This is a genomic window from Pseudomonas abietaniphila (genome assembly GCF_900100795.1).
GTDB lineage: Bacteria > Pseudomonadota > Gammaproteobacteria > Pseudomonadales > Pseudomonadaceae > Aquipseudomonas > Aquipseudomonas abietaniphila.
The window spans coordinates 197704-220198 of sequence record NZ_FNCO01000008.1; the positions used below are offsets into that span (position 1 = coordinate 197704).

Annotated in this window: 17 protein-coding genes; 13 read left to right on the forward strand and 4 right to left on the reverse strand. The window is 58.9% G+C overall.

Annotated features, from left to right (window positions below):
• Positions 1-462 (forward strand): molybdopterin synthase catalytic subunit MoaE, encoded by a 462-nt coding sequence (gene moaE / locus BLS87_RS17080; protein ID WP_074753741.1) that lies wholly within the window; start codon positions 1-3, stop codon positions 460-462.
• A gap of 109 nt (positions 463-571) precedes the next feature.
• Here moaE and rhlB read toward each other — a convergent pair whose 3' ends face one another.
• Positions 572-2041, reverse strand: a complete 1470-nt coding sequence (gene rhlB / locus BLS87_RS17085; protein ID WP_074753743.1) for an ATP-dependent RNA helicase RhlB — start codon at positions 2039-2041, stop codon at positions 572-574.
• Positions 2042-2148: 107 nt separating this feature from the next.
• The gene (locus tag BLS87_RS17090; protein ID WP_074753745.1) at positions 2149-2805 is read right to left on the reverse strand and encodes an alpha/beta hydrolase; all 657 of its coding nucleotides are present in this window, start codon (positions 2803-2805) and stop codon (positions 2149-2151) included.
• Between the two features lie 489 nt (positions 2806-3294).
• Between BLS87_RS17090 and BLS87_RS17095 the strand changes: the two genes are divergently transcribed.
• The 11 genes from BLS87_RS17095 to BLS87_RS17145 all read left to right on the forward strand — a co-directional run bounded on the left by BLS87_RS17095 (position 3295) and on the right by BLS87_RS17145 (position 20287).
• Positions 3295-4326, forward strand: a complete 1032-nt coding sequence (locus BLS87_RS17095; protein WP_074753747.1) for an amino acid ABC transporter substrate-binding protein — start codon at positions 3295-3297, stop codon at positions 4324-4326.
• Positions 4327-4391: 65 nt separating this feature from the next.
• The gene (locus BLS87_RS17100) at positions 4392-5573 is read left to right on the forward strand and encodes an amino acid ABC transporter permease (protein WP_074753749.1); all 1182 of its coding nucleotides are present in this window, start codon (positions 4392-4394) and stop codon (positions 5571-5573) included.
• 10 nt (positions 5574-5583) lie between these two features.
• Positions 5584-6681 carry an amino acid ABC transporter permease gene (locus tag BLS87_RS17105; protein ID WP_074753751.1) on the forward strand — a complete coding sequence of 366 codons (1098 nt, stop codon included), beginning with the start codon at positions 5584-5586 and terminating at the stop codon, positions 6679-6681.
• A 10-nt stretch (positions 6682-6691) separates the two neighbouring features.
• On the forward strand, positions 6692-7456 hold the full coding sequence (locus BLS87_RS17110; protein ID WP_062386562.1) for an amino acid ABC transporter ATP-binding protein: 765 nt from the start codon (positions 6692-6694) through the stop codon (positions 7454-7456).
• 84 nt (positions 7457-7540) lie between these two features.
• The gene (locus BLS87_RS34945) at positions 7541-7669 is read left to right on the forward strand and encodes a hypothetical protein (protein ID WP_279616216.1); all 129 of its coding nucleotides are present in this window, start codon (positions 7541-7543) and stop codon (positions 7667-7669) included.
• 1110 nt (positions 7670-8779) lie between these two features.
• Entirely contained in the window at positions 8780-10075 is a 1296-nt protein-coding gene (locus BLS87_RS17120) for a CynX/NimT family MFS transporter (RefSeq protein WP_074753754.1), read from the forward strand.
• Between the two features lie 87 nt (positions 10076-10162).
• A complete protein-coding gene (locus BLS87_RS17125) occupies positions 10163-10648 on the forward strand; it encodes a nuclear transport factor 2 family protein (RefSeq protein ID WP_074753756.1) in 486 nt (161 codons plus the stop codon).
• A 123-nt stretch (positions 10649-10771) separates the two neighbouring features.
• On the forward strand, positions 10772-16180 hold the full coding sequence (locus tag BLS87_RS17130; protein ID WP_341845435.1) for an NEL-type E3 ubiquitin ligase domain-containing protein: 5409 nt from the start codon (positions 10772-10774) through the stop codon (positions 16178-16180).
• 83 nt (positions 16181-16263) lie between these two features.
• On the forward strand, positions 16264-16593 hold the full coding sequence (locus tag BLS87_RS17135) for a GIY-YIG nuclease family protein (protein WP_074753758.1): 330 nt from the start codon (positions 16264-16266) through the stop codon (positions 16591-16593).
• Between the two features lie 64 nt (positions 16594-16657).
• Complete coding sequence (locus tag BLS87_RS17140; protein ID WP_074753760.1) at positions 16658-17590, forward strand: glutathione S-transferase family protein; 933 nt, start codon at positions 16658-16660, stop codon at positions 17588-17590.
• Positions 17591-18067: 477 nt separating this feature from the next.
• Positions 18068-20287, forward strand: coding sequence for an alpha/beta hydrolase (locus tag BLS87_RS17145; protein WP_143024408.1), 2220 nt, complete (start codon positions 18068-18070; stop codon positions 20285-20287).
• A 146-nt stretch (positions 20288-20433) separates the two neighbouring features.
• Here BLS87_RS17145 and BLS87_RS17150 read toward each other — a convergent pair whose 3' ends face one another.
• Together BLS87_RS17150 and yejK are read right to left on the reverse strand one after the other, a co-directional pair.
• Positions 20434-20790, reverse strand: coding sequence for a glutaredoxin family protein (locus tag BLS87_RS17150; RefSeq protein ID WP_074753764.1), 357 nt, complete (start codon positions 20788-20790; stop codon positions 20434-20436).
• Between the two features lie 4 nt (positions 20791-20794).
• A complete protein-coding gene (gene yejK / locus BLS87_RS17155; protein WP_074753766.1) occupies positions 20795-21796 on the reverse strand; it encodes a nucleoid-associated protein YejK in 1002 nt (333 codons plus the stop codon).
• A 353-nt stretch (positions 21797-22149) separates the two neighbouring features.
• Between yejK and BLS87_RS17160 the strand changes: the two genes are divergently transcribed.
• Entirely contained in the window at positions 22150-22431 is a 282-nt protein-coding gene (locus BLS87_RS17160) for an HU family DNA-binding protein (protein WP_074753768.1), read from the forward strand.
• Positions 22432-22495 lie beyond the last annotated feature (64 nt).

Consider the following 22495-nt stretch of genomic DNA (forward strand, 5'->3'; position numbering starts at 1 on the left):
ATGGCGATTCGGGTGCAGACCACGGCGTTCGATCCTGGCGCTGAAGTCAACGCGATGCACGACGCCAACGTGGGCGTGGGTGCGGTGGTGAGTTTTGTCGGGTACGTGCGGGATTTCAACGACGGCCGGGACGTGGCGGGGATGTTTCTGGAACACTATCCGGGCATGACCGAAAAGGCGTTGGGCAAGATCGCCGAAGAGGCCCAGCAGCGCTGGCCGCTGCTCAAGATAGAGGTGCTGCACCGCGTCGGGGAATTGGAGCCGGGTGAGCCGATTGTGTTCGTCGGCGTCGCCAGCGCCCATCGACAGGCCGCGTTCGAAGCCTGCGATTTCGTCATGGATTATTTGAAAACCCGCGCGCCGTTCTGGAAGAAAGAAAACACCTCAGAAGGGCCGCGCTGGGTTGAAGGGCGTGACAGCGATCACGCCGCTGCGGATCGCTGGAAAAAAGCCGAGCTTTAGCTCGATTTTTGTAGGAGCACGCTTGCCCGCGATGGCTGTGTGTCAGCCACATAAATATCGCTGGCACGATCTCATCGCGGGCAAGCGCGCTCCTACAAGGGCAAAGACGTTATTCAGAGTCTGCCGCAGGCTCAACCCGTGGCTTGCGCACCACCGCCCGCAGCAACTCGGTCGGCGGCATTTCGCAGCTGATCTTGCGGCCCAGCTTCTCTTCGATTGAAGGCAGCTGATACGAATCGTCTTCACCGGCGAAACTGATGGAAACGCCGTCGGCGCCCGCACGACCCGTACGGCCAATACGGTGGACGTAGTCGTCTGGCACTTCCGGCAGCGTGAAGTTGATCACGTGGCTGATGCCGTCGATGTGAATCCCGCGACCTGCCACGTCGGTGGCCACCAGCACGCGAATCTTGCCTTCGCGGAAACCTTCCAGGGTCTTGATGCGCTTGTGTTGCGGAACGTCGCCCGACAACTGAGCGGCGTTGACGCCATCGCGCACCAGGCGCTCTTCGATGCGACGCACTTCGTCCTTGCGGTTGGCGAAGACCATCACGCGTTCCCAACCGTTGTCATTGATCAGGTTGAACAGCAGCTTGTATTTGTCCGCCGCAGCGACGGCATAAACATGTTGTTCGACGGTGTCGCTGGCGACGTTCAGCGATTCGATTTCGACGATCGCCGGGTCAGTGGTCCATTGCTTGGCCAGGTTCATGACGTCTTCGGTGAACGTCGCGGAGAACAGCAGCGTCTGGCGCTCACCTTTGTGCGGGGTCTGGCGGATGATCGAGCGCACCTGAGGGATGAAGCCCATGTCGAGCATGCGGTCCGCTTCGTCCAGCACCATGACTTCGACCATGTCCAGATGCACTTCACCGCGCTGGTTGAAGTCCAGCAGACGGCCTGGGGTTGCCACGAGGATGTCGCAATGACGGGCTTCGAGTTGCTTGAGCTGTTTGTCGAAGTCCATGCCGCCGACGAACGTCATCACGTTGAGGTCGGTGTACTTGGTCAGTGCCGCAGCGTCCTTGGCGATCTGCACCACGAGCTCGCGGGTCGGCGCGATGATCAGCGCACGGGGTTCGCCCATGTAGCGTTCTTTCGGCGGCGGGGTCTGGGTCAGTTGCGTGATGATCGAGATCAGGAACGCGGCCGTCTTGCCCGTACCGGTCTGCGCGCGACCGATCGCATCCTTGCCCTTGAGCGTGTAGCCCAGGACACCGGCTTGAATCGGCGTGCAATAAGGGAAGCCCAGATCCTGAATGGCGTGCATCAGCTCAGGGGCGAGCGGGAAATCATGAAAGCGGGTTTTACCTTCCTGCGGCTCGACCACGAAGTCTTCGACTTTCCATGGCGCGACGACAGGTTTGGGCGCGCGCTCACGACGTGGGCGTTCGGCCTTGGGACGTGGAGCGGCGGGTTGACTCGAAACCTCTGCTGGCGCAGCAGGCGCGACAGGGGAGGCTGTTTCCCGGTACGCGCCTTCGGTCGGGCTTTTGGATACGGGGAGGGGAGCAGCGGGTGCGAGCTGCTCAGCCTCGCTTTTACCGAACATTTTTTTAAGTGCTTTGAGCACGGTCATCTCGTCGATTGATTAAGGAATGTACGCCGGGCAGTGTAAAGCAAGAACCCGGCGCGGCGTAGTGCCATACCAAATCCGCACGACAAATGAAAGGAACAAATGGCGTTTTAACGCAGCCGATCCCCGAGCCAGACACCTATGTCAGAAATTTCCTGCGGTAACACTTCGTGGCCCATTGGGTATTCCTGCCATGTCGCGGTGACGTCTTTGGCTTTCAACTGCTCGTAAGCGGTTCGGCCCATGGCGTTTTGAACGACTTCATCGTAGATGCCATGCAAGCAATACACCGGAATACGCTGCTGGCTGGCCGAAAGGACCATTTCATCGCTGAACGTTGGCGCATAGGTCGAGAGCGCCAGAACCCCGCCCAATGGGCCTTCCCAGCGCATGAAGGCGGTGTGCAGAACGACGGCGCCACCTTGAGAGAAGCCGGCGAGGAAGATGCGCGCGGGGTCGATGCCGCTGTCTCGTTGCGCTTCGATCAGGGTCAGGACGCGCTGCGCCGAGCCCTCCAGCTGGTCGCGATCAATCGCGCGCGCCGGGCTCATGGCCTTGATGTCATACCAGCTTGGCATTTCATAGCCGCCGTTGACCGTGACAGCGCGGGTGGGCGCCTGCGGCAAGACGAAGCGCGTGGTTAGCAATGTCTCTTGCAGCGCCTCTGCAACGGGCATGAAGTCGTAGCGGTCGGCACCCAGGCCATGCAGCCAGATGACGCAGGCATCGGCGGTTTTTTCCGGCTCGATGATCAGGGGTTCGCTCATGTGTGCTCCATTTGTGTGCGATGGCTCTGGCGCGGCGCTTTAACGCGGTGCATGGCCGGATTCAGATATGAAAGAAGATGTCGCAAGGTTACAAGTTTTGATCTTGACCTGTCGCTAATTCGACTTTGCCAGCATGGTGGTACGGGCTTTGCTACACATCCCCCGGAGTGAAGGCGCTCACCTCAGGCGGTAACACTAATGGGCCATTAATCATTCAGCCTATTGTTACGTCGGGGCAGCACGGAGTCCATTGATCGGGATTCCAGGCACGATTCGCTTTGAACCTCGGGGTTCAAGGACATCATGGGGCTTCAGTCCGCTTGACCAAATCGAATCCGCAGGCGCGGTGGACGAAACGCAAGATACCGGTTTCGGGTTCGGGTCTTACGTCGCATGACCCAAAAACAAGCCAACACGGGTCATTAATGCCTCACAAGGGTGCGACGGGGCTAAAGCTCCTACACAACAAAGAGCAAACTGGAGGTTTGAATGAAGATGTTGAAATCCACCCTGGCTGTAGTGGCCGCCGCAGCAGCACTCGGTATCACTGGTTTCGCTCAAGCGGGCGCTAAACTGGATGCGATCCAGAAAAAAGGCTTTATCCAGTGCGGTGTGAGCGACGGTCTGCCGGGTTTCTCGGTCCCAGACGCAAGCGGCACCATCAAGGGGATCGACGCCGACTTCTGCCGCGCTGTTGCTGCCGCTGTTTTCGGTGATGCAACCAAGGTCAAGTTCAGCCAGTTGAACGCCAAAGAGCGTTTCACCGCGCTGCAATCGGGCGAAATCGACATCCTGTCGCGTAACACCACCTGGACCAGCTCTCGCGATGCGAGCATGGGTCTGATGTTCCCAGGCTTCGTGACTTACTACGACGGCGTCGGCTTCCTGGCCAACAGCAAGCTGGGCGTGAAGAGTGCCAAGGAACTGGACGGTGCGACCATCTGTATTCAAGCCGGTACCACAACCGAGCTGAACGTTTCCGACTACTTCCGCGCCAACAACCTGAAATACACCCCGATCACCTTCGACACCTCCGATGAAAGCGCCAAGTCGCTGGAATCCGGTCGTTGCGACGTGCTGACCTCCGACAAATCGCAGCTGTATGCACAGCGCTCGAAGCTGGCTAAACCTGCCGACTACGTCGTTCTGCCTGAAACCATCTCCAAAGAACCACTGGGCCCAGTCGTCGCTCGCGGTGACGAAGAGTGGACCACCCTGGTTCGCTGGGTCGGTTTCGCCCTGTTGAACACTGAAGAAGCAGGCATCACGTCCAAGAACGTTGAAGCCGAAGCCAAATCCACCAAAAACCCTGACGTAGCCCGTCTGCTGGGTGCTGACGGCGACTACGGCCCGCAGCTGAAACTGAAGAAGGACTGGGTCGTTCAGATCGTCAAGCAAGTAGGTAACTACGGCGAGATCTTCGAGAAAAACCTGGGCAAAAGCACGCCTCTGGCTATTGACCGTGGCATGAACGCCCTTTGGACCAACGGCGGCATTCAATACGCGCCACCTGTGCGTTGATTGACCTGCACCCGGCTACGTGAATCGTGGCCGGGTGCTTCGTTGCATTTCTTCCGGGGCACTCCATGCAAAATCAAATCAGCGCACCAAAGCAGAGGCTATCCCTCAGCGATCCCAAAGTGCGTGCGTGGCTATTTCAGATAATCACGGTTATCGCAGTAGCCGCGATGGGTTGGTATCTGTTCGATAACACCCAAACCAACCTGCAACACCGGGGTATCAACTCAGGTTTCGGTTTCCTCGAAAACAGCGCCGGCTTCGGCATCGCGCAACACCTGATCCCGTTTACGGAATCGGATAGTTACGCGAGGGTTTTCCTCATCGGTTTGCTCAACACGCTGCTGGTGACCTTCATCGGCGTGATTCTCGCGACCCTGCTCGGCTTCATCGTCGGTGTGGCGCGTCTGTCCAACAACTGGATCATCAATAAACTGGCGACGGTCTACGTCGAAGTCTTCCGCAACATTCCGCCTCTGCTGCAGATCCTGTTCTGGTACTTCGCGGTGTTCCTGACGCTACCGGGCCCTCGCGCCGCTCACAGCTTCTTCGGTTCGTTCTTCGTCAGCAGTCGTGGCCTGAACATGCCCGGAGCGATCGCGACCGACGCTGCATGGCCGTTCGTGATCAGTGTGATTCTGGCAATCGTCGCCATCGTATTGATGGCCAAATGGGCAAATAAACGTTTCGAGGCGACAGGCGTTCCGTTTCATAAATTCTGGGCGGGCCTGGCCCTGTTCATCGTCATCCCTGCGCTGTGTTCGCTGATCTTCGGTGCGCCGGTGCATTGGGAGATCCCTGAGCTCAAGGGCTTCAACTTTGTCGGCGGCTGGGTATTGATCCCCGAGCTGCTGGCGTTGACCCTGGCCCTGACGGTTTATACGGCGGCGTTCATCGCCGAAATCGTGCGTTCGGGCATCAAGTCGGTCAGCCACGGCCAGACCGAAGCCGCACGTTCGCTGGGCCTGCGCCCAGGTCCTACGCTGCGCAAGGTCATCATCCCGCAAGCGCTGCGGGTGATCATCCCGCCATTGACCAGCCAATACCTGAACCTGGCGAAGAACTCCTCGCTGGCGGCGGGTATCGGTTATCCGGAAATGGTTTCGCTGTTTGCCGGCACCGTTCTCAACCAGACCGGCCAGGCCATCGAAGTCATTGCCATCACCATGAGCGTGTACCTGGCGATCAGTATCAGCATTTCCCTGCTGATGAACTGGTACAACAAGCGCATTGCGCTGATCGAGCGGTGAGGAAACGCGCATGACATCCCATACTTTCAAACCCGACATGCCGCCGCCGAGCAAAGTCTTCGGCCCGGTGGCATGGATGCGCCAGAACCTGTTCTCGAGCTGGATCAACTCCCTGTTGACCCTGTTCGCGATTTACCTGATCTGGCTGATCGTTCCCCCCTTGCTGAGCTGGTCAATTTTCGACGCCAACTGGATCGGCACTACACGCGCCGACTGCACCAAGGCTGGCGCCTGCTGGGTGTTCATCGAACAGCGCTTCGGCCAGTTCATGTACGGGTACTACCCGCAGGCACTGCGCTGGAGGGTCGACCTGACCGTCTGGCTGGCGATCATCGGTGCCGCACCGCTGTTCATCAAGATGATGCCGCGCAAGGCCATCTACGGTCTGTCGTTCCTGGTCATTTACCCGATCGTTGCCTACTTCCTGCTGCATGGCGGCATCTTCGGCATGGTCAACGTGGCGACCAGTCAATGGGGCGGCCTGATGCTGACCCTGGTCATCGCCACCGTTGGTATCGCAGGTGCTTTGCCATTGGGCGTGGTGCTGGCGTTGGGTCGTCGCTCGGAAATGCCAGCCATCCGCGTGCTGTGCGTGACCTTCATCGAGTTCTGGCGTGGCGTTCCGCTGATCACCGTGCTGTTCATGTCGTCGGTGATGCTGCCGCTGTTTCTGCCAGAAGGCATGAACTTCGACAAACTGCTGCGTGCCTTGATCGGTGTGATCATGTTCCAGTCGGCCTATGTGGCCGAAGTGGTGCGTGGCGGCATGCAAGCGATTCCCAAAGGTCAGTACGAAGCCGCCGCTGCGATGGGCCTGGGTTACTGGCGCCGGATGGGGCTGGTGATTCTGCCTCAAGCCCTGAAGCTGGTCATTCCCGGTCTGGTCAACACGGTGATCGCGTTGTTCAAGGACACCAGCCTTGTGATCATCATCGGCCTGTTCGACCTGCTTAACAGCGTCAAGCAAGCTGCCGCCGACCCGAACTGGCTCGGCATGGCGACCGAGGGCTACGTATTCGCGGCCCTGGTGTTCTGGATCTTCTGTTTCGGTATGTCCCGCTACTCCATGCATTTGGAGCGTAAGTTGGACACAGGCCACAAGCGTTAGGAGTTATGTGATGAGTGAAGCTATCAGCAAGCCTCTGGGCGCCGAAGGCATGATCCGGATGGAAGGCGTACACAAGTGGTACGGCCAGTTCCATGTATTGAAAGACATCAACCTGAACGTGCGTCAGGGCGAACGTATCGTATTGTGCGGCCCGTCGGGCTCGGGCAAGTCGACCACCATTCGCTGCCTGAACCGTCTGGAAGAGCACCAGCAAGGTCGCATTATCGTCGATGGCACCGAGCTGACGTCTGACCTGAAGCAGATCGAAACCATCCGCCGCGAAGTCGGCATGGTGTTCCAGCACTTCAACCTGTTCCCGCACCTGACCATCTTGCAGAACTGCACGCTGGCGCCGATGTGGGTGCGCAAGATGCCGAAGAAAAAGGCGGAAGAAATCGCCATGCACTACCTGGAGCGCGTACGCATTCCGGAGCAGGCGCACAAGTACCCGGGTCAGCTGTCCGGTGGTCAGCAACAGCGTGTGGCCATCGCCCGTGCCCTGTGCATGAAGCCGAAAATCATGCTGTTCGACGAGCCTACGTCAGCACTCGATCCGGAAATGGTGAAAGAGGTTCTGGACACCATGGTCGGTCTGGCTGAAGAAGGCATGACCATGCTCTGCGTGACCCACGAAATGGGCTTCGCCCGCACCGTGGCCAATCGCGTGATCTTCATGGACAAAGGCGAAATCGTCGAACAAGCTGCCCCGAACGACTTCTTCGACAACCCGCAAAGCGACCGCACCAAACTGTTCCTCAGCCAGATCCTGCACTGAGTCAGCAGCGGTAACACCCTCAGAACCCGGACCTTGTGTCCGGGTTTTTTGTTTTGGGGCGCGCTCCTACAGGTGACCGAAGCCATGAAGGCGATCCTGCTGGAGATCCATTACAGCAGTCGCCGCTCGACACGGATCCGGATTCGGACACAGGCTTCCACGCAGTCTCTGTGGGAGCTGCCGGAGGTTACGACGGTGGCGAACGTGGTGTGACAGTGACATCTGCGGCGACTGACCCACCGCATTCGCTGCCGTCGTAACCTCCGACGTCTCCCACAGGTACCGGGTAGACCACAGAGCTTGTTGCTACCTCGAGCCCTGTGGGCCGTGCAGACCCAGAACCTGTTGCAACCTCGAGACCTTTGGACAAGGCAGACCCAGAGCTCATGGCTGCGGCAAGACCTGTGGGAGCTGCTGGAGGTTACGACAGTGGCGAATGCGGTGGGACAGCGACATCTGCGGCGACTGACCCACCGCATTCGCTGCCGTCGTAACCTCCGACGTCTCCCACAGGTACCGGGTAGACCACAGAGCTTGTTGCTACCTCGAGACCTGTGGGCCGTGCAGCCCCAGAACCTGTTGCTACCTCGAGACCTTTGGACAGGGCAGACCCAGAGCTCATGGCTGCGGCAAGACCTGTGGGAGCTGCTGGAGGTTACGACAGTGGCGAATGCGGTGGGACAGTTAAATCTGAGGCGACTGACCCACCGCATTCGCTGCCGTCGTAACCTCCGACGTCTCCCACAGGTACCGGGTAGACCCAGAGCTTGTTGCTACCTCGAGACCTGTGGGCCGGGCAGCCCCAGAACCTGTTGCTACCTCGAGACCTTAGGACAAGGCAGACCCAGAGCTCATAGCTGCGGCAAGACCTGTGGGAGCTGCTGGAGGTTACGACGGTGGCGAATGCGGTGTGACAGTTAAATCTGCGGCGACTGACCCACCGCATTCGCTGCCGTCGTAACCTCCGACGTCTCCTACAAGGAACGTGCGTGATGGTCGTCTGGAAACCTGACCCTGTGTCCATGTTTTTGCGCCTGCCACCTCGCCAGCAACGACGCGTCACCTGTAGGAGCTGCCGGAGGTTACGACGGTGGCGAACGCGGTGTGTCGTTCATCATGGATGCCGCTGACCCACCTCATTCATCGGAATGCCGCCCAGCCCAAGCTCCCGCAGGTCTAAAGCTCGACGCAGGTTGAGTGCATGAAAGCAGGCCGAGGAAAACTGTACGCAATCTTCGCAAAACTTGTGTTCTTTGCCGAACTCCAACAGGATTACGTCTTTGCGCAATGCGCTGTTACACATCCTGCCCCCACGAGAATCCCATGACGACCAAGGCGCCTTTGGCGAGCGACACGCTATCCCCTTCCCGCAAACATCATGAAATCGAAGAACTGCTGATCGACGCGGAGGCCGATGACGACCACGTCCAGCAGTCTCATCCCGTGTTGAAACGTCCGTGGTTTCTGTTGTTCGGGCTGGTGTTGGTGGCGCTGAACCTGCGTCCGGCGTTGTCGAGCATGGCGCCCTTGTTGAGTGAGGTGTCAAACAGCCTGGGGCTGTCGGCGGCCAAGGCCGGTCTGCTCACGACGCTGCCCGTGCTGTGCCTGGGGTTGTTCGCGCCGCTGGCGCCGATTCTGGCGCGGCGGTTTGGCAGTGAGCGCGTCGTCCTGGGCATTCTGCTGACCCTGACCTGCGGGATTCTCCTGCGCAGTTCATTCGGCGAGGTCGGCCTGTTCGCCGGCAGCATTTTGTCTGGCGCGAGCATTGGCATCATTGGTGTGTTGCTGCCGGGTATCGTCAAGCGCGACTTCGCCAAACAAGCGGGGACCATGACCGGCGTGTACACGATGGCGTTGTGTCTGGGGGCCGCAGTGGCCGCCGGTTCGACTGTGCCGCTGAGCCACTATTTTGGAGGCAGCTGGACCCTCGGGCTGGGATTCTGGATCGTGCCGGCCGTGCTCGCGGCACTCTTCTGGTGGCCGCAGACGCGCCAGCGCCATGGTCAGCATCAAGCGGCCTATCGCGTGCGCGGTCTGTTCCGCGACCGTCTGGCGCGGCAAGTGACGCTGTATATGGGCCTGCAATCGTCGCTGGCCTACATCGTGTTTGGCTGGTTGCCGTCGATTCTCATCGGTCGCGGGCTGACCCCGACCGAAGCCGGGTTGCTGTTATCAGGCTCGATCATGGTTCAGTTGCTCAGCTCGCTGACCGCCCCATGGCTGGCGACGCGGGGCAAGGATCAGCGACTGGCGATTCTGCTGGTGATGCTGCTGACCCTGGCGGGCTTGTACGGCTGCCTGTATGCGCCACTGAATCAGTTGTGGGTCTGGGGCGTGGTTCTTGGGCTGGGGCAGGGCGGCACGTTCAGTCTGGCGCTGACCCTGATCGTGCTGCGCTCCCGTGATTCTCACGTCGCTGCCAACCTGTCGAGCATGGCGCAAGGCGTGGGTTATACGCTGGCCTCGCTGGGCCCGTTCGCCGTCGGTGTGGTGCATGACTGGACCGGCAACTGGAGCGCCGTGGGCTGGATTTTCGGCATCATCGGCGTCGCCGCGATCCTGGCGGGCATGGGCGCCGGGCGCGCGCTGTACGTAGACGTCACCAGCGAGAAAATCTGAGGCGGTTATTCGGGCCACGAATGTCCATGGCAAAAGAGGCGATTGGCGCTTATCGTGCAGTCATCTCTTCCCATGGATGCCCCACGCATGAGCGACCTCAATCAGAGTCAATCCAACACCGACCTGATCTACCGGTTCTACGATGCCTTCAACCGCCTGGATGCCGAGGCGATGGCGGCCTGCTACACCGAGGATGTGCTGTTCAGCGACCCGGTGTTCGGGGAATTACGCGGTCGTGAGGCAGGCGACATGTGGCGCATGCTGACGTCGAAGGCGCGGGATTTCTCGGTTCGTTTCGACCAGGTCCGCGCTGACGAGCGCTCCGGCGGCGCACATTGGGTCGCGACTTACCTGTTCAGCCAGACCGGGCGTACGGTGATCAACGACATCCAGGCACGCTTCGTCTTTCGCGACGGCAAAATCTGCGAGCACCACGACCATTTCGATCTGTGGCGCTGGTCGCGTCAGGCGCTTGGTGCCAAAGGGGCGCTGCTGGGCTGGACGCCGCTCGTGCAGAACGCCATCCGTGCGCAGGCGCAAAAGGGCTTGAAGGCGTTTCAGACAGGGCGCTGACACCGTGCGTTTACGTCCACGCTCAAGGGGCATTCGCCTCTGATGCGGTAACTATGTAACGCGTCCACATGCCGAAAATCAGTTTACGTCGTGTCTTTATTGAGGCTGATAAGGACATCGACTGTGCCCACTTCCCCGGACAACGACGCAAGCAAACTCGAACAACTGCGCCAGCAATTCGCCCTGGACCCCGTTTTGACAACCCTCCAGGCGCAACTGCCTTCAGGCTTCATCGAGGCGTCGCCTTCTGAGCGCAAGGCCTATATAGAGGCGCTTCGACTGAGTCGAACCTGCAAGGCTGACCTCAAAAAGGCGCTCGAACCCCTCAAAGGCCTTGACGCCTTTTGCACACCGCTCCTGGCCGACGCGCTCGATGCCCGCTTCGGCAAGCGCTTCAATCCTGTGCAGGACAGGTTCTTCGGCATCACGTTGCACGGCCACGCAGAGCCTTCCTCGGTGACGCATACGTTGCTGGAGGCCGCCATGCATAACTACGAGCGAGAGGAGTCAGTGACCAGCGGTTTCGACCGCTTCAGCTTGCTCGGTGCCGACGGTTTTCCACACCCTGAGAAGATGAAGTACGAAGAATTTGTCGACCTCAGCCGACACCTGAACCTGGGGCAGAAATACCAGGACCACCTCAACAGCGTGCTGGAGCCTGAATCCAGAGCCGGCGATGGTCCCGAGGTAGCGCGCCTCAACATGCGCGGTCTGTTCATCAGCAACGACCGCGCCGACCTGGAACTGTATGCCCGTGCAGCAACCCTCAGAAAACAGGTCTCTGCGTCATTCGGTTCGGCCATTATTGATCTGGCCATGAATCGCCCCTCCCCAAAACTCGACGGTCACCCGTTGCTGATACAAGGGTTGAGGCTGCTCGAACACGACATTTTGCGGGTGACCGTGATTCGCCCGGCGCGGACCTGGACCTTCACTCAGGTCCCCATCGTGTTGTACATCCCGCAGGACCCTATCTGCCCGATGAAAGAGTACGCCTTGATGGCAGAGATCGAGAGCGACCTTCGCACGCGGTTGATGGACCTCAAGTACCAGCAGTTTTTTGCGAGTTTGATCGGCGAGCGCAACCGGGCCAGTTTTTTCGAACGGTTGAACCGGCACCTGTTCCCCTTGCAGCCCATGGACGGCAACCGCTTCACTACCGGATTGTGGGAGCATCAAGCCGATCACTCCGCCCAACTGTTGATTGAGTCTGATCCGATCGAGGGCAATCTGTTTCGCTCGATGTATGCGCAGCAAATGTCTCTGATCAAGGACAACGCTCGATTCCTGGCAGTGCCTACCGAGGACGAAGATGCACTGACTCGCCGCAAGCGTCTGCAACGCTGGCTCAACCTCGGGCTGACCCTTGCCAACGTGGCGGCGTTGTACGTGCCGTTGCTTGGCAATCTGCTGTTCGTTTATGCCAGCGCCGAGCTGATGAGCGAGGTGTATCACGGCCTGGAAGACCTCAGTCATGACGACTTTGAGCAGGGCGTTGGCCATTTAATGGACGCAGCGACGAACCTCGCGTTCATGGCCGCCCTGGCCAAAGCCGGGGCAACCGCTCGCCTGCCTGAACCGCCTCCCATACAGAGCAACCACTTCATCGCGGACCTGGTTCCCGTGAAGTTGGCGAACGGCCAGACCCGACTCTGGAAGCCTGACATCTCGCCGTTTCAGGTCGATGTGGTGTTACCCGAGGGCCTCAGTCCTGATATCGACGGCGTCACCACGGTCAATGGCAAGCGCTACATTCAGATCGAAGACCGCACCTACGAGCTTCATCATGAAGCCCACGTCAACAAGTGGGCGCTCAAGCATCCCGATCCGATGCGTCACGTCTCATTGCCGTTGCAGCGTAACGGGGTCGGCGCGTTCAAACACTTCGGCGAAGACGTGGCGCAATGGAGTGCCCGCAAGCTGTTCACGCGGCTTGGACACAGCGTCGCGGGGTTGAGTGATGCCGCCGCAGGCCAGATTCTGTCCGTGACGGGTACTGACGAGGCGCTGTTGCGCGAGGTCCACGGGCAGTCAGCGGTGCCACCCGGTCATCTCCGGGACACGATCAAGCGCTTTCAACTGGACGCTCGGGTTCAATCGGAGCCGCATGTCGGCGACCGCACACCGCGCGAACGATTTGCTGAGCTGTATCAGGCCAGCGAGCACTCGGACGATCCTGCGGTGCAACGCATGCAACGCGATTTTCCCGGGCTGCCGTCGCACGTCGCCGAGGACATCGTGGCCGATGCGTCAACGGTCGAGCGACAACAGATGCTGGACACTGGGCGGGTTGCCTTGCGCCACGCCGAGGCGGCCGTCTGGCAGTTGCGTCAGACCCGGCTGAACCGCGCTCTGGAGGGGTTTCACCTCAAGTCTGTGGTGAGTCCCGATACCGACACCCTGCGGTTGCGCCTGCTTGCGAGGTTGCCCGGAGGGTCCGACACGGTGCGCATCGAACTGCGCGATGGCAGTCGACACGGGCCTTTGCTCGACAGCGTGGGCAGTGCCGACGCCGCTGAACCGAAAACGCTGGTGAGACGAAATGGCGGCTACCTGGCGTACGACGCGCAAGGGAATGACTTGAACAGCATGCCGCCTGACGGCAATAACCTGTGTGATGCGCTGATGCACGCGCTGCCGGACGGGCCGCGTCGGGCCATTGGTCTGCCCCATGTCTGGCAAGCCGAGGCGTTGAACGAGCGCCTGGCCAGGCTTGCGGCCTCGGATCGTCAGCAGAGTGCCGACTTGCTCGGGCAGGTCTCCAAACCCCTGCGCTTCAATCAGCCGCAGCGCATGCTCAAGGGGCGACTGGGGTATGGCTTGAGCGGCAGAGGGCGCCTGCCGGGGTTTGTCCTGGAGGATCATCTGCTCGACAAGATCGCGCGGCTGGAACTGGGGCAGATGAACCCGCAGACCGCGCTGGATGCGTTGCGCAGTGCCCATCCACAGGCCTCCAACGGCGACCTCAATCAGCGTCTCGACGTGCTGCTGGACGAGCGATCAGCCCTGCGCGCGGACCTCGACGCGTGGGCATGGCGCTCAACAGAACTGCCAAGCATGAACGTGTTGCAGGAGAACAGCAGAACCTGGATCGCGGAGGCCATTCTTGCGTGGTGGGAGAGCGCCAGCTTCTCGACGGCCCCGGATGCTGCGGTCTTGAAGATATCCGCCGCGTCCATCATGGATTTTCCTGTGCGCCTGCCTGAGTTTTTCTTCGCACGTGTGGAGCGGATATCCCTTAGCTACCTGCTTGCGCACGGCGTGTCCGCTGCCGACTATGCCGAGCAGATCGGCCAGTTTTTACGTCGCTTCACGCGGGTGCACTCGCTGGCCGTGGTCAACCCGTCTGGCATCCCGCCCGTGTTGGCGCCCATGAGCGCGCTCCCTCAGGTGATCGCCGACAGCTGCCCGCTGTTGCGTGAGCTGGACCTGAGCCGCCAACAGCTCACGTTCAGCCTGTCTGACTTCGATCAATTCCGGCGCATGCGACAGTTGAAACGGCTGGATTTGACCGGCAACAACCTCGATTCGCTGAGCCTGACCGTGCGCATGGAACCGCTTGTGCTCGATCGCCTGGTGCTCGACCGAACGCGATTGACCCGCTGGCCGCTGTGGCTCAACGACTGGATACCCGGCCATGTCGGGGAAGTGTCTCTGTCACACAACCGCATCACCGATTTGCCGGATCATGTTCTGCACAACATGCACAGCGCGGCTTCACCGACGGTCATCGACCTGTCGGGAAATCTGCTGCCCCGTCGTACGGTCATCGAAGCATGCCTTTATCAGGCGCGGCCTGGCGCTGCATTTCGCTTTGAATTGTACATACCGGCCCGGCTGCGCCCGCTGATTGACGCTTTGTTGACGACGCAAACCGAGATCGAAACGGCGCTGAGTCGCTGGGTCGCGGATGCGGGCGCATCAATGCCGACGCAAGGCGTCCGAATTGCCCTGCGAGACACGCTGCTGGAGCAATGGCGAAGCAATGCAAGCGGGCGCGTTTCGCTGCCGCTGAGGCTTGACTCGGTCCCTCTCGAAGCTTTCCCGTTGTCCTTGCCAGAGGCGTTCTACCAGACGTTTACAGGCCTGGATCTGCACGATATTCGCGCAGGCGACGAGTCGTTGAATGCGCTGATCCGGCGTTTTCAAAATGCGACGACGGTCGACATCAGTGGCACACGAGTGCCGCCTTTGCTGGCACCGCCAGCCTCGCTGCTTGAGCTGCCCAACCTGAGGGAGATCGGCCTGTCGGGACACGGGATGCTGATCGATCAGGCTGCGTTTGATTTCTTCTGTCAGTTGCCGCAGTTACGTCATCTGGATCTCAGCGCCAATCGCCTGAGCGAAACGATCGACACACAGGCGATCACTCATCGGCGCTGGGAGTCCTTGACGTTGGAAAGCATGGGGCTCGAACACTGCCCTGCATGGCTCACCGAGCTGCTGCCCAATCATCTGTATTCGTTGTCTCTGGCAGAAAACCGACTGACGGAACTGCCAGAGGCTCTTCTGGATAATCCTCGCAGCCATACGGCACGCAGCGAGATCATTCTGACCGGGAATCCGCTGACCCTCGATACGATGGAGCGCGCCCATCTGAGCGAGGGACCCGACCGACCGTTTGCGTTTTACATGGACCTGCCCAATGACTTCATGGAAACCGACTCGGAGGATGACAGCTCTGATGAAGCCCCCGACTCAGTGGATCATTGGCTGGTGGGCGATGACAGCACGCAGGCGATGCAGCGCACGGCCTGGGCGGGAATCGAAGCGGCGGGCGATGCGCGCAGCCTGCTCAGCCTGATCGGTCGACTACGGCGCTCTGCGGATTTCCTCAGGGCAAGGGCGTCGCTGACATCACGGCTATGGGCAGTGTTGCAGGCCGCCGCTGCGGACTCGGATCTTCGGGTGTTGCTCAATGGCATGGCCGAAGAAGCGATCAGCAACAGGACCTGCGAAGACGGCGTTCGTCTGGAGTTCAATCAGATCGAGATTCAAGTGTTTTCGCGCACCTCGCTTCTCGGCATTCCCGACAACGAGCGTGGCGGCACCTTGTATCGACTGATGCGCCGGCTCTACCGTCTGGATACCGTCGACCGAATGGCGCGTGAGAACACCGGCGCGCGCGATGCAGCGGAAGTCAGGATGGCATATCGCGTCGGCCTTGCCGAGCGGCTCGACCTGCCACTGGCACCGGCTAACATGCTGTACCGCGAAGCGGCTGCCCTGACCGAGACTGAAATTTCCGACGTCGCGGCGCGTGTACTGCAGAGCGAAACGTCCAATGAGTTTCTGCGAACGGCCTCGAACTGTGAGTTCTGGCAGAAGTGGTTACGTGAGTCCCATGCTCAGGCGTTCGCTGAACTGGAGAGCGTTTTCGCTCAGGAGCGGGAGCGGCTGGAAGATCAGTTTCCTGAACTGGATCAAGCCTATCTGGAGCGTGCGAAGGCGATGGATGACGATCAGAAACGGCGTGAAGCCGAGCTGATTTCCACCTTGACGATTCAGGCTGGCCTCACCTACGGCAACTGACAACCGCGGCAAAGGCGGCAAGAACAGGAGCAGCGTCTGCTAGAATCGTTGCTCTTTTTCGTTGCTGCCTTTGTTGATGAATGATGCCGACACCCTCCGCTGATGAGACCCAGGCGCCGCCGATCCCTCTGGTGATCAAGCCGTGGTTCGTCTACCTGGTGCGCGCCGCCAACGGGGCTCTGTACTGCGGCATCAGCGACGACCCTTATCGCCGATTCCAAAAACACCAGAGCGGCAAGGGCGCGCGCTTTTTCTTTTCAAGCCCTGCTGTTGCACTGGTGTATGTCGAAGCGTGCCGTGACAAGGGCGAAGCGCTGCGCCAGGAACGCCTGATCAAGAAACTGCGCAAACAGGCAAAAGAAGCGCTGGCGGCGAGCTTTATCCACAGCGGTGATGCGCCGCCATCAGCCTGAGCGGGTAGGCCACGCGCGCCCAGGCAGCTAAGCTGCTGGTTTACCCCTGCGGATGGCCCGAAGCATGTCAGAACTGATTCTTCATCATTACCCAACGTCCCTGTTCTCCGAGAAAGCGCGCTTGATGCTTGGCTTCAAGGGGCTGTCGTGGCGTTCGGTGACCGTCCCGCCGATCATGCCCAAACCTGACGTCACTGCGCTGACAGGTGGCTATCGTAAAACCCCGGTGCTGCAGGTCGGTGCCGATATCTACTGCGACACCGCGCTCATTGCCCGCCGTCTTGAAGCTGAAAAGTCATCGCCGACGTTTTTCCCCGAAGGCCAGGAGTTCACCTCGGCAAGCCTGGCGAACTGGGCGGACACGGTGCTGTTCCTGCACTCGGTCAGCCTGGTGTTTCAGCCGGCTTCGCTGGCGGTGCGCTTCGCCAAAGTGCCGCCTGAGGGCGTTAAAGCCTTCGTCGCCGACCGCGCGACGTTTTTCGACGGCGGTACTGCGACCCGCGTGCCTCTGGAACTGGCACAGCATCAATGGCCGACATTGATGGGGCGCCTGGAGACGCAGTTGGAGCGCAGCGGTGATTTCCTGTTGGGCGCTCCGTCGATTGCCGACTTCTCGGTGGCGCATACGTTGTGGTTTCTCAAGCAGACCCCTGTCACCGCTCCCTTTGTCGATGACTATCCGGCGGTGCTGGCCTGGTATCAGCGCGTGGTGGGCTTCGGTCATGGCGCGGCCAGCGAGTTGAGCCCGGCCGACGCCATCGAGATCGCGCGCAACGCATCGCCAGCGCCTCTGCCGGGTGAGGTCTTCACTGATCCAAACGGATTCGAGGTGGGGCAGCAGGTCAGCGTCTCTGCGGTGGATTACGGGGTAGACGCTGTGCAGGGCGAGTTGGTGTTCAGTGGTCGCGAAGAAATCATTCTGCGCCGTGAAGATGAGCGTGCCGGGATCGTGCACGTGCATGTTCCGCGCTATGGGTTTCGCATCCAGAAGGGTTAACCCTTGCATCGATGATAAGGCGTGAGTGACGTCATGCCTCATCATACAAGTGCATAAGCAAAAAGCTTTTTACGTGAAAGCGTTCTTGATGATGCGTCTTGGATGATGAGTGGCTGTCATTTCTGACAGTAGTAATTGCGTTGGTGTTGTGTATGATTTCTCTGAACGTTCGATAAAGTGAAAGTGATGAGTTACTTTCACATCCTGTGACCGTCCTTGTTGTGAAATCCAAGGGGCTGGGTTGTATGTATTTCAATTGAAGTGCCGCGAACAAGCGGATTTGATTGATGAGTCACCGGACTTTACACCTCCCGTTCGCGTTGAATCACCGAGCGCTGCAGTCGGTGAGTCGTGTGTAGCAGGGTGTTTGATAGTTGACGGGGCTGGTTGGCTGCTGTTAGCTCCTGGGTAAAGCGACAGATAACCGTCGCTTCCCGAGTATTGATATTTCAGTGGTCAGCGAGAGGGTCATGGATGATGAGTAAAATAAACTGGCGATACGGTCGCGATCATAATGCGGACTATATAGAGTATCTTCTCGATGAGCCTGGTTATCCGGAGGGTGCGTATCCCACGCTGATTGTTGATGGTGTTGTGCGTGATGCTACGTTGATGCCCGATCAGAAAACTCTGAGAGTTTTTATCTCTGTTGCGCAAGTCAACAAGATCACAGAGGTTACAACGCCGCACCAGCTGTTCTCCCGCAAGGCTAAGCTGTCGTCACGGCAACCGGCTGCCAGCAACAAGCGTGGTGACCGATCAGCATGGCCGACGGCTCCGGATCCTGCCTCGCTTGGTCCATATAAGGTGACTCGCAAGGAATATGATTTTGGCGATGAAATACTGGCGCTTCCCGGAATTGATGACAAGGTGGAGCTTCGCGCTGAGGTGCATCTGCCGGTTGCGCGAGTACTCCACTGTCCGATCGTGGTTTTTATACACGGAAGGCACCAAACCTGCCTGAGCGAGAGTGGCGGGCCAGGAGCTATTATCTGGCCTTGCGCGGCAAATGAATCTGCCCTCCCTAATTATAAGGGCTACGCCTCTACAGCATCAGCACTTGCCAGCCATGGCTATGTTGTCGTCTCCGTATCCGCCAACGGTGTGAATCGAAAAGAAGGCGGCTATATACCGGACGGTGGGAGGTTACGCGGGCATCTGATCCTGGAACACCTGCAACTGTTGTCGCGTGCGAACAGCGGTAACTGTCCTGAACTGTCTTACCTTACGGGCAGGCTGGATTTGGATAGCATAGGGCTGGTCGGCCACTCTCGGGGTGGAGATGGTATTGCCAGAGCAATTACACTGAATCGAGTTCATAAAATGGGCTTTGGTATCCGCGCGGCTTTATTTTTGGGTGGCACAGCGATGGAAAAGATACCGCTGCCCAATATCCATACCGCAGCCATTCTGCCTTTTCTGGATGGTGATGTTGTGAATCTAGAGTCGCAGATCTATTCTGATATCTCTCGGTATGCCATTGCCGGTGATGCCCTGCACAGTTCGGTTTTTTGGTTGGGCGCCAATCATAATTATTTCAACAAGTACTGGTCGCCTGGTTTTCCTTTGGGCACGGATGATGCGGAAAATGCATGGGGTGACGTTGAAGTTACACGCCTGAGTGCAAGTGAGCAGCGTAGGCTAGCGGAGATATATATCAGTGGTTTTTTTCGCCTGACGCTGGGTAAGGAACCGGCTTTTTTAAGCTTGTTTGACGGCTCACCCGTCAAAGCACCCACATTACCTAAAGCAGACGTCAGGAGCAGTGCGCACTTTCCTTCATCAAGTCGCTATACGTTACAAAGCTTTGAAACGATGTACGCCGATCATCCGTCACCCGGCCAAGGAGATTGGCAATGGGAAATTGTGAAAGGCAGTGGTGAACTGAAAGGCAAACCCTCGTTTGGCGAGGATCTGCGATATGCGCATTACGGCTACCACACGTTTCTAAACCTAAAAAGCGACTCTGGGTCATCTCCAGCCGAGCTGCTACTCAGCCCACCGGAGAAGGGTGTCTCGGTCGATCCCTCGCGTTATACGCATCTCAGTTTTCACGTGGCTCATTTTGCTGTCGAGAATGATAATGCAGGCGTAGAAGTGCAGATTTACCTGAACGGAAGTCGCTTGGACCTCGGCCAGGAAGGCTGCGTGCTCTGGCCGATCCCCGAAATTGTTCCCGGCGTGGATACGTTCCTCAAACAGCAAGTCTTGTTGCCGCTGGGTGCCATGTCGGCAGACTTGCCCAAGGTTCTGGACACGCTGGCGTTTGTTTTGCCTCACGGGGGCAATATTTATATTTCTGATATTGCGTTGGTGACCCCGTCTCTCGGGCAGCCCCAGCCGTTAGCGCTTCCCTTCGTAAGTGTGGAGTCTGTTTCTACCTTGCCTACTGGGCTGGAGCAGGAGATAGAGGTAAAAGTCAGATTATCCGAGGCGAGCTCGAGTCCTGTTTCTCTGCGACTAGCCGTGAACATCCTGCACACCGTCCACAGTTTTATGAGTATTGATACTCCCCCATTGGTTTTTGAACCCGAAACAACCTCGATCACCGCCTCATTCAGAATTCCGGCAGGAGGGTTCAAAGGTGAACACTTCGATCTTGGCAATGACAGGTCCCTGTCGGTTATAAGGACGATGGCACTGTCAAATGCGTTGTTTGACCAGGAGCGCGCACTGCTAATTCTTCCCGCGCACTAGTGCCGGCCGGTCAGCGCGCCAGGGTTTGCATACGGAATGCCGTCCGAACGGACGGCTAGAGAGGACGGTGCGACGTATATCGGGAGCGCAGCATCGGTGCTGGCGTTTTTTTGAAATCGCACTGCCGCAAACCTTCGCTGCGAGGGTCAACTCTGTTTCAACGCCGCCAGAATCTCATCCGGTGAGAACCCTCTGATCAGCGTGCCGTTCACGTCGATCAGAGGGATGCCCCGTCCACCGAGCGCCTCGTAGGCTTTGCGCCCTTCGGCCGATTTCTCGATGTCGTATTCGGTGTAAGGGATGCCCTTGCTGTCGAGGAAGCGCCGCGTCTGTTTGCAGTAGCCGCACCAGTCGGTGGCATACATCACTACCTTCGCCTGAGCTTGAGTCTGCGATGAGACCGCCTGGGACGGATTGACGAAGTGTTCGATCTTGCCCCAGTTCTGGTACACCACGACGACCAGCAGGATCAGCACGAACTTCTTCAGCGTACGCACGAGCATGGGTTCAGCGCCTTTTCAACTGGTCGGTGAGCTGCGTCGGCAGACCTTTGATGATCAGCGTGCCTTTTTCTTCGTCGTACTCGATCTTGTCGCCTAGCAGGTGCGCTTCGAAGCTGATCGACAACCCTTCGGCACGGCCGGTAAAGCGGCGGAACTGATTGAGCGTGCGCTTATCGGCCGGGATTTCCGGCGACAGGCCGTAGTCCTTGTTGCGAATGTGCTCGTAAAAAGCACGCGGGCGGTCTTCGTCGATCAGGCCGGAGAGCTCTTCGAGGGCAATGGGTTCGCCCATCTTGCTCTGGCTGCTGGCGTAGTCGACCAGCGCCTTGGTTTTCTCGCGGGTCGACTCCTCGGGCAGGTCCTCGCTCTCGACGAAGTCGCTGAACGCCTTGAGCAGGGTGCGCGTCTCGCCGGGGCCGTCGACGCCTTCCTGGCAGCCGATGAAGTCGCGGAAGTACTCAGAGACCTTCTTGCCGTTCTTGCCTTTGATGAACGAGATGTACTGCTTGGACGCTTTGTTGTTCTGCCACTCGGAGATGTTGATCCGCGCGGCCAGGTGCAGCTGGCCCAGGTCCAGGTGCCGGGAAGGCGTGACGTCCAGCGCCTCGTTGACCGCAACGCCTTCGCTGTGATGCAGCAGGGCGATGGCGAGGTACTCAGTCATGCCCTGTTGATAGTGGGCGAACAGCACATGGCCGCCGACCGACAGGTTGGACTCTTCCATCAGCTTCTGCAGATGCTCGACTGCAACGCGGCTGAACGCGGTGAAGTCCTTGCCCTCATCGATGTATTCCTTCAGCCAGCCGCTGAACGGATGAGCGCCCGACTCCGGATGAAACAAGCCCCAAGCTTTGCCTTGTTTGGCGTTGTAGCTCTCGTTGAGGTCGGCCAGCATGTTCTCGATGGCCTGGGACTCGGCGAGTTCGGAGTCTCGAGCGTGGAGGACTGCGGGCGTACCGTCGGGTTTCTTGTCGATCAGGTGAACGATGGCATGACGGATCGGCATGGAATTCTCGGCCTTTGAAGTGGAACTGAACGGGTGGAGGCAGGACCCGTGCGAAAGTCGGCAAGTGTACCGCAGACAAGCCCCGGATCGACCCGGGAAGGCCGAAAACACTGCTCAAAACCCCGATATACGACTTTTTTACGCTTCAGACGTGATAAAGCTGACCAAATGGGTAGGTAGGTGCGGATATTTGCTTGGCTCTGTGCTAGTTTTGCCCCGTCTTGCGCACTGAAGCGCGCCAAGCACGCAGTTTGTGGGCGTCCGGCCGAACCAAAGGCCGATTTCGGTATCTACATTTCGCGTCTGTACACACTCTGCAAACCATATGAATTTGATAGGGAAGGAACACCACCATGGCTCTGACTAAAGACCAATTGATCGCCGATATCGCAGAAGCTATCGACGCGCCAAAAACCACCGCGCGCAACGCTCTCGACCAATTGGGCCAAATCGTCGCTGACCAACTGGAATCCGGTAGTGAAATCACTCTGCCAGGCATCGGCAAACTGAAAATCACCGAGCGTCCTGCTCGCACCGGCCGCAACCCGTCGACTGGCGCAGCCATCGAAATCGCCGCCAAGAAAGTGGTCAAGTTCGTTCCAGCCAAAGTGCTGACCGACTCGGTCAACAAGTAAGCAAAACGCTGCTTGTAAGAGAAACCGTGTGACGGAGCGATCCGGACACGGTTTTTTTGTGCCC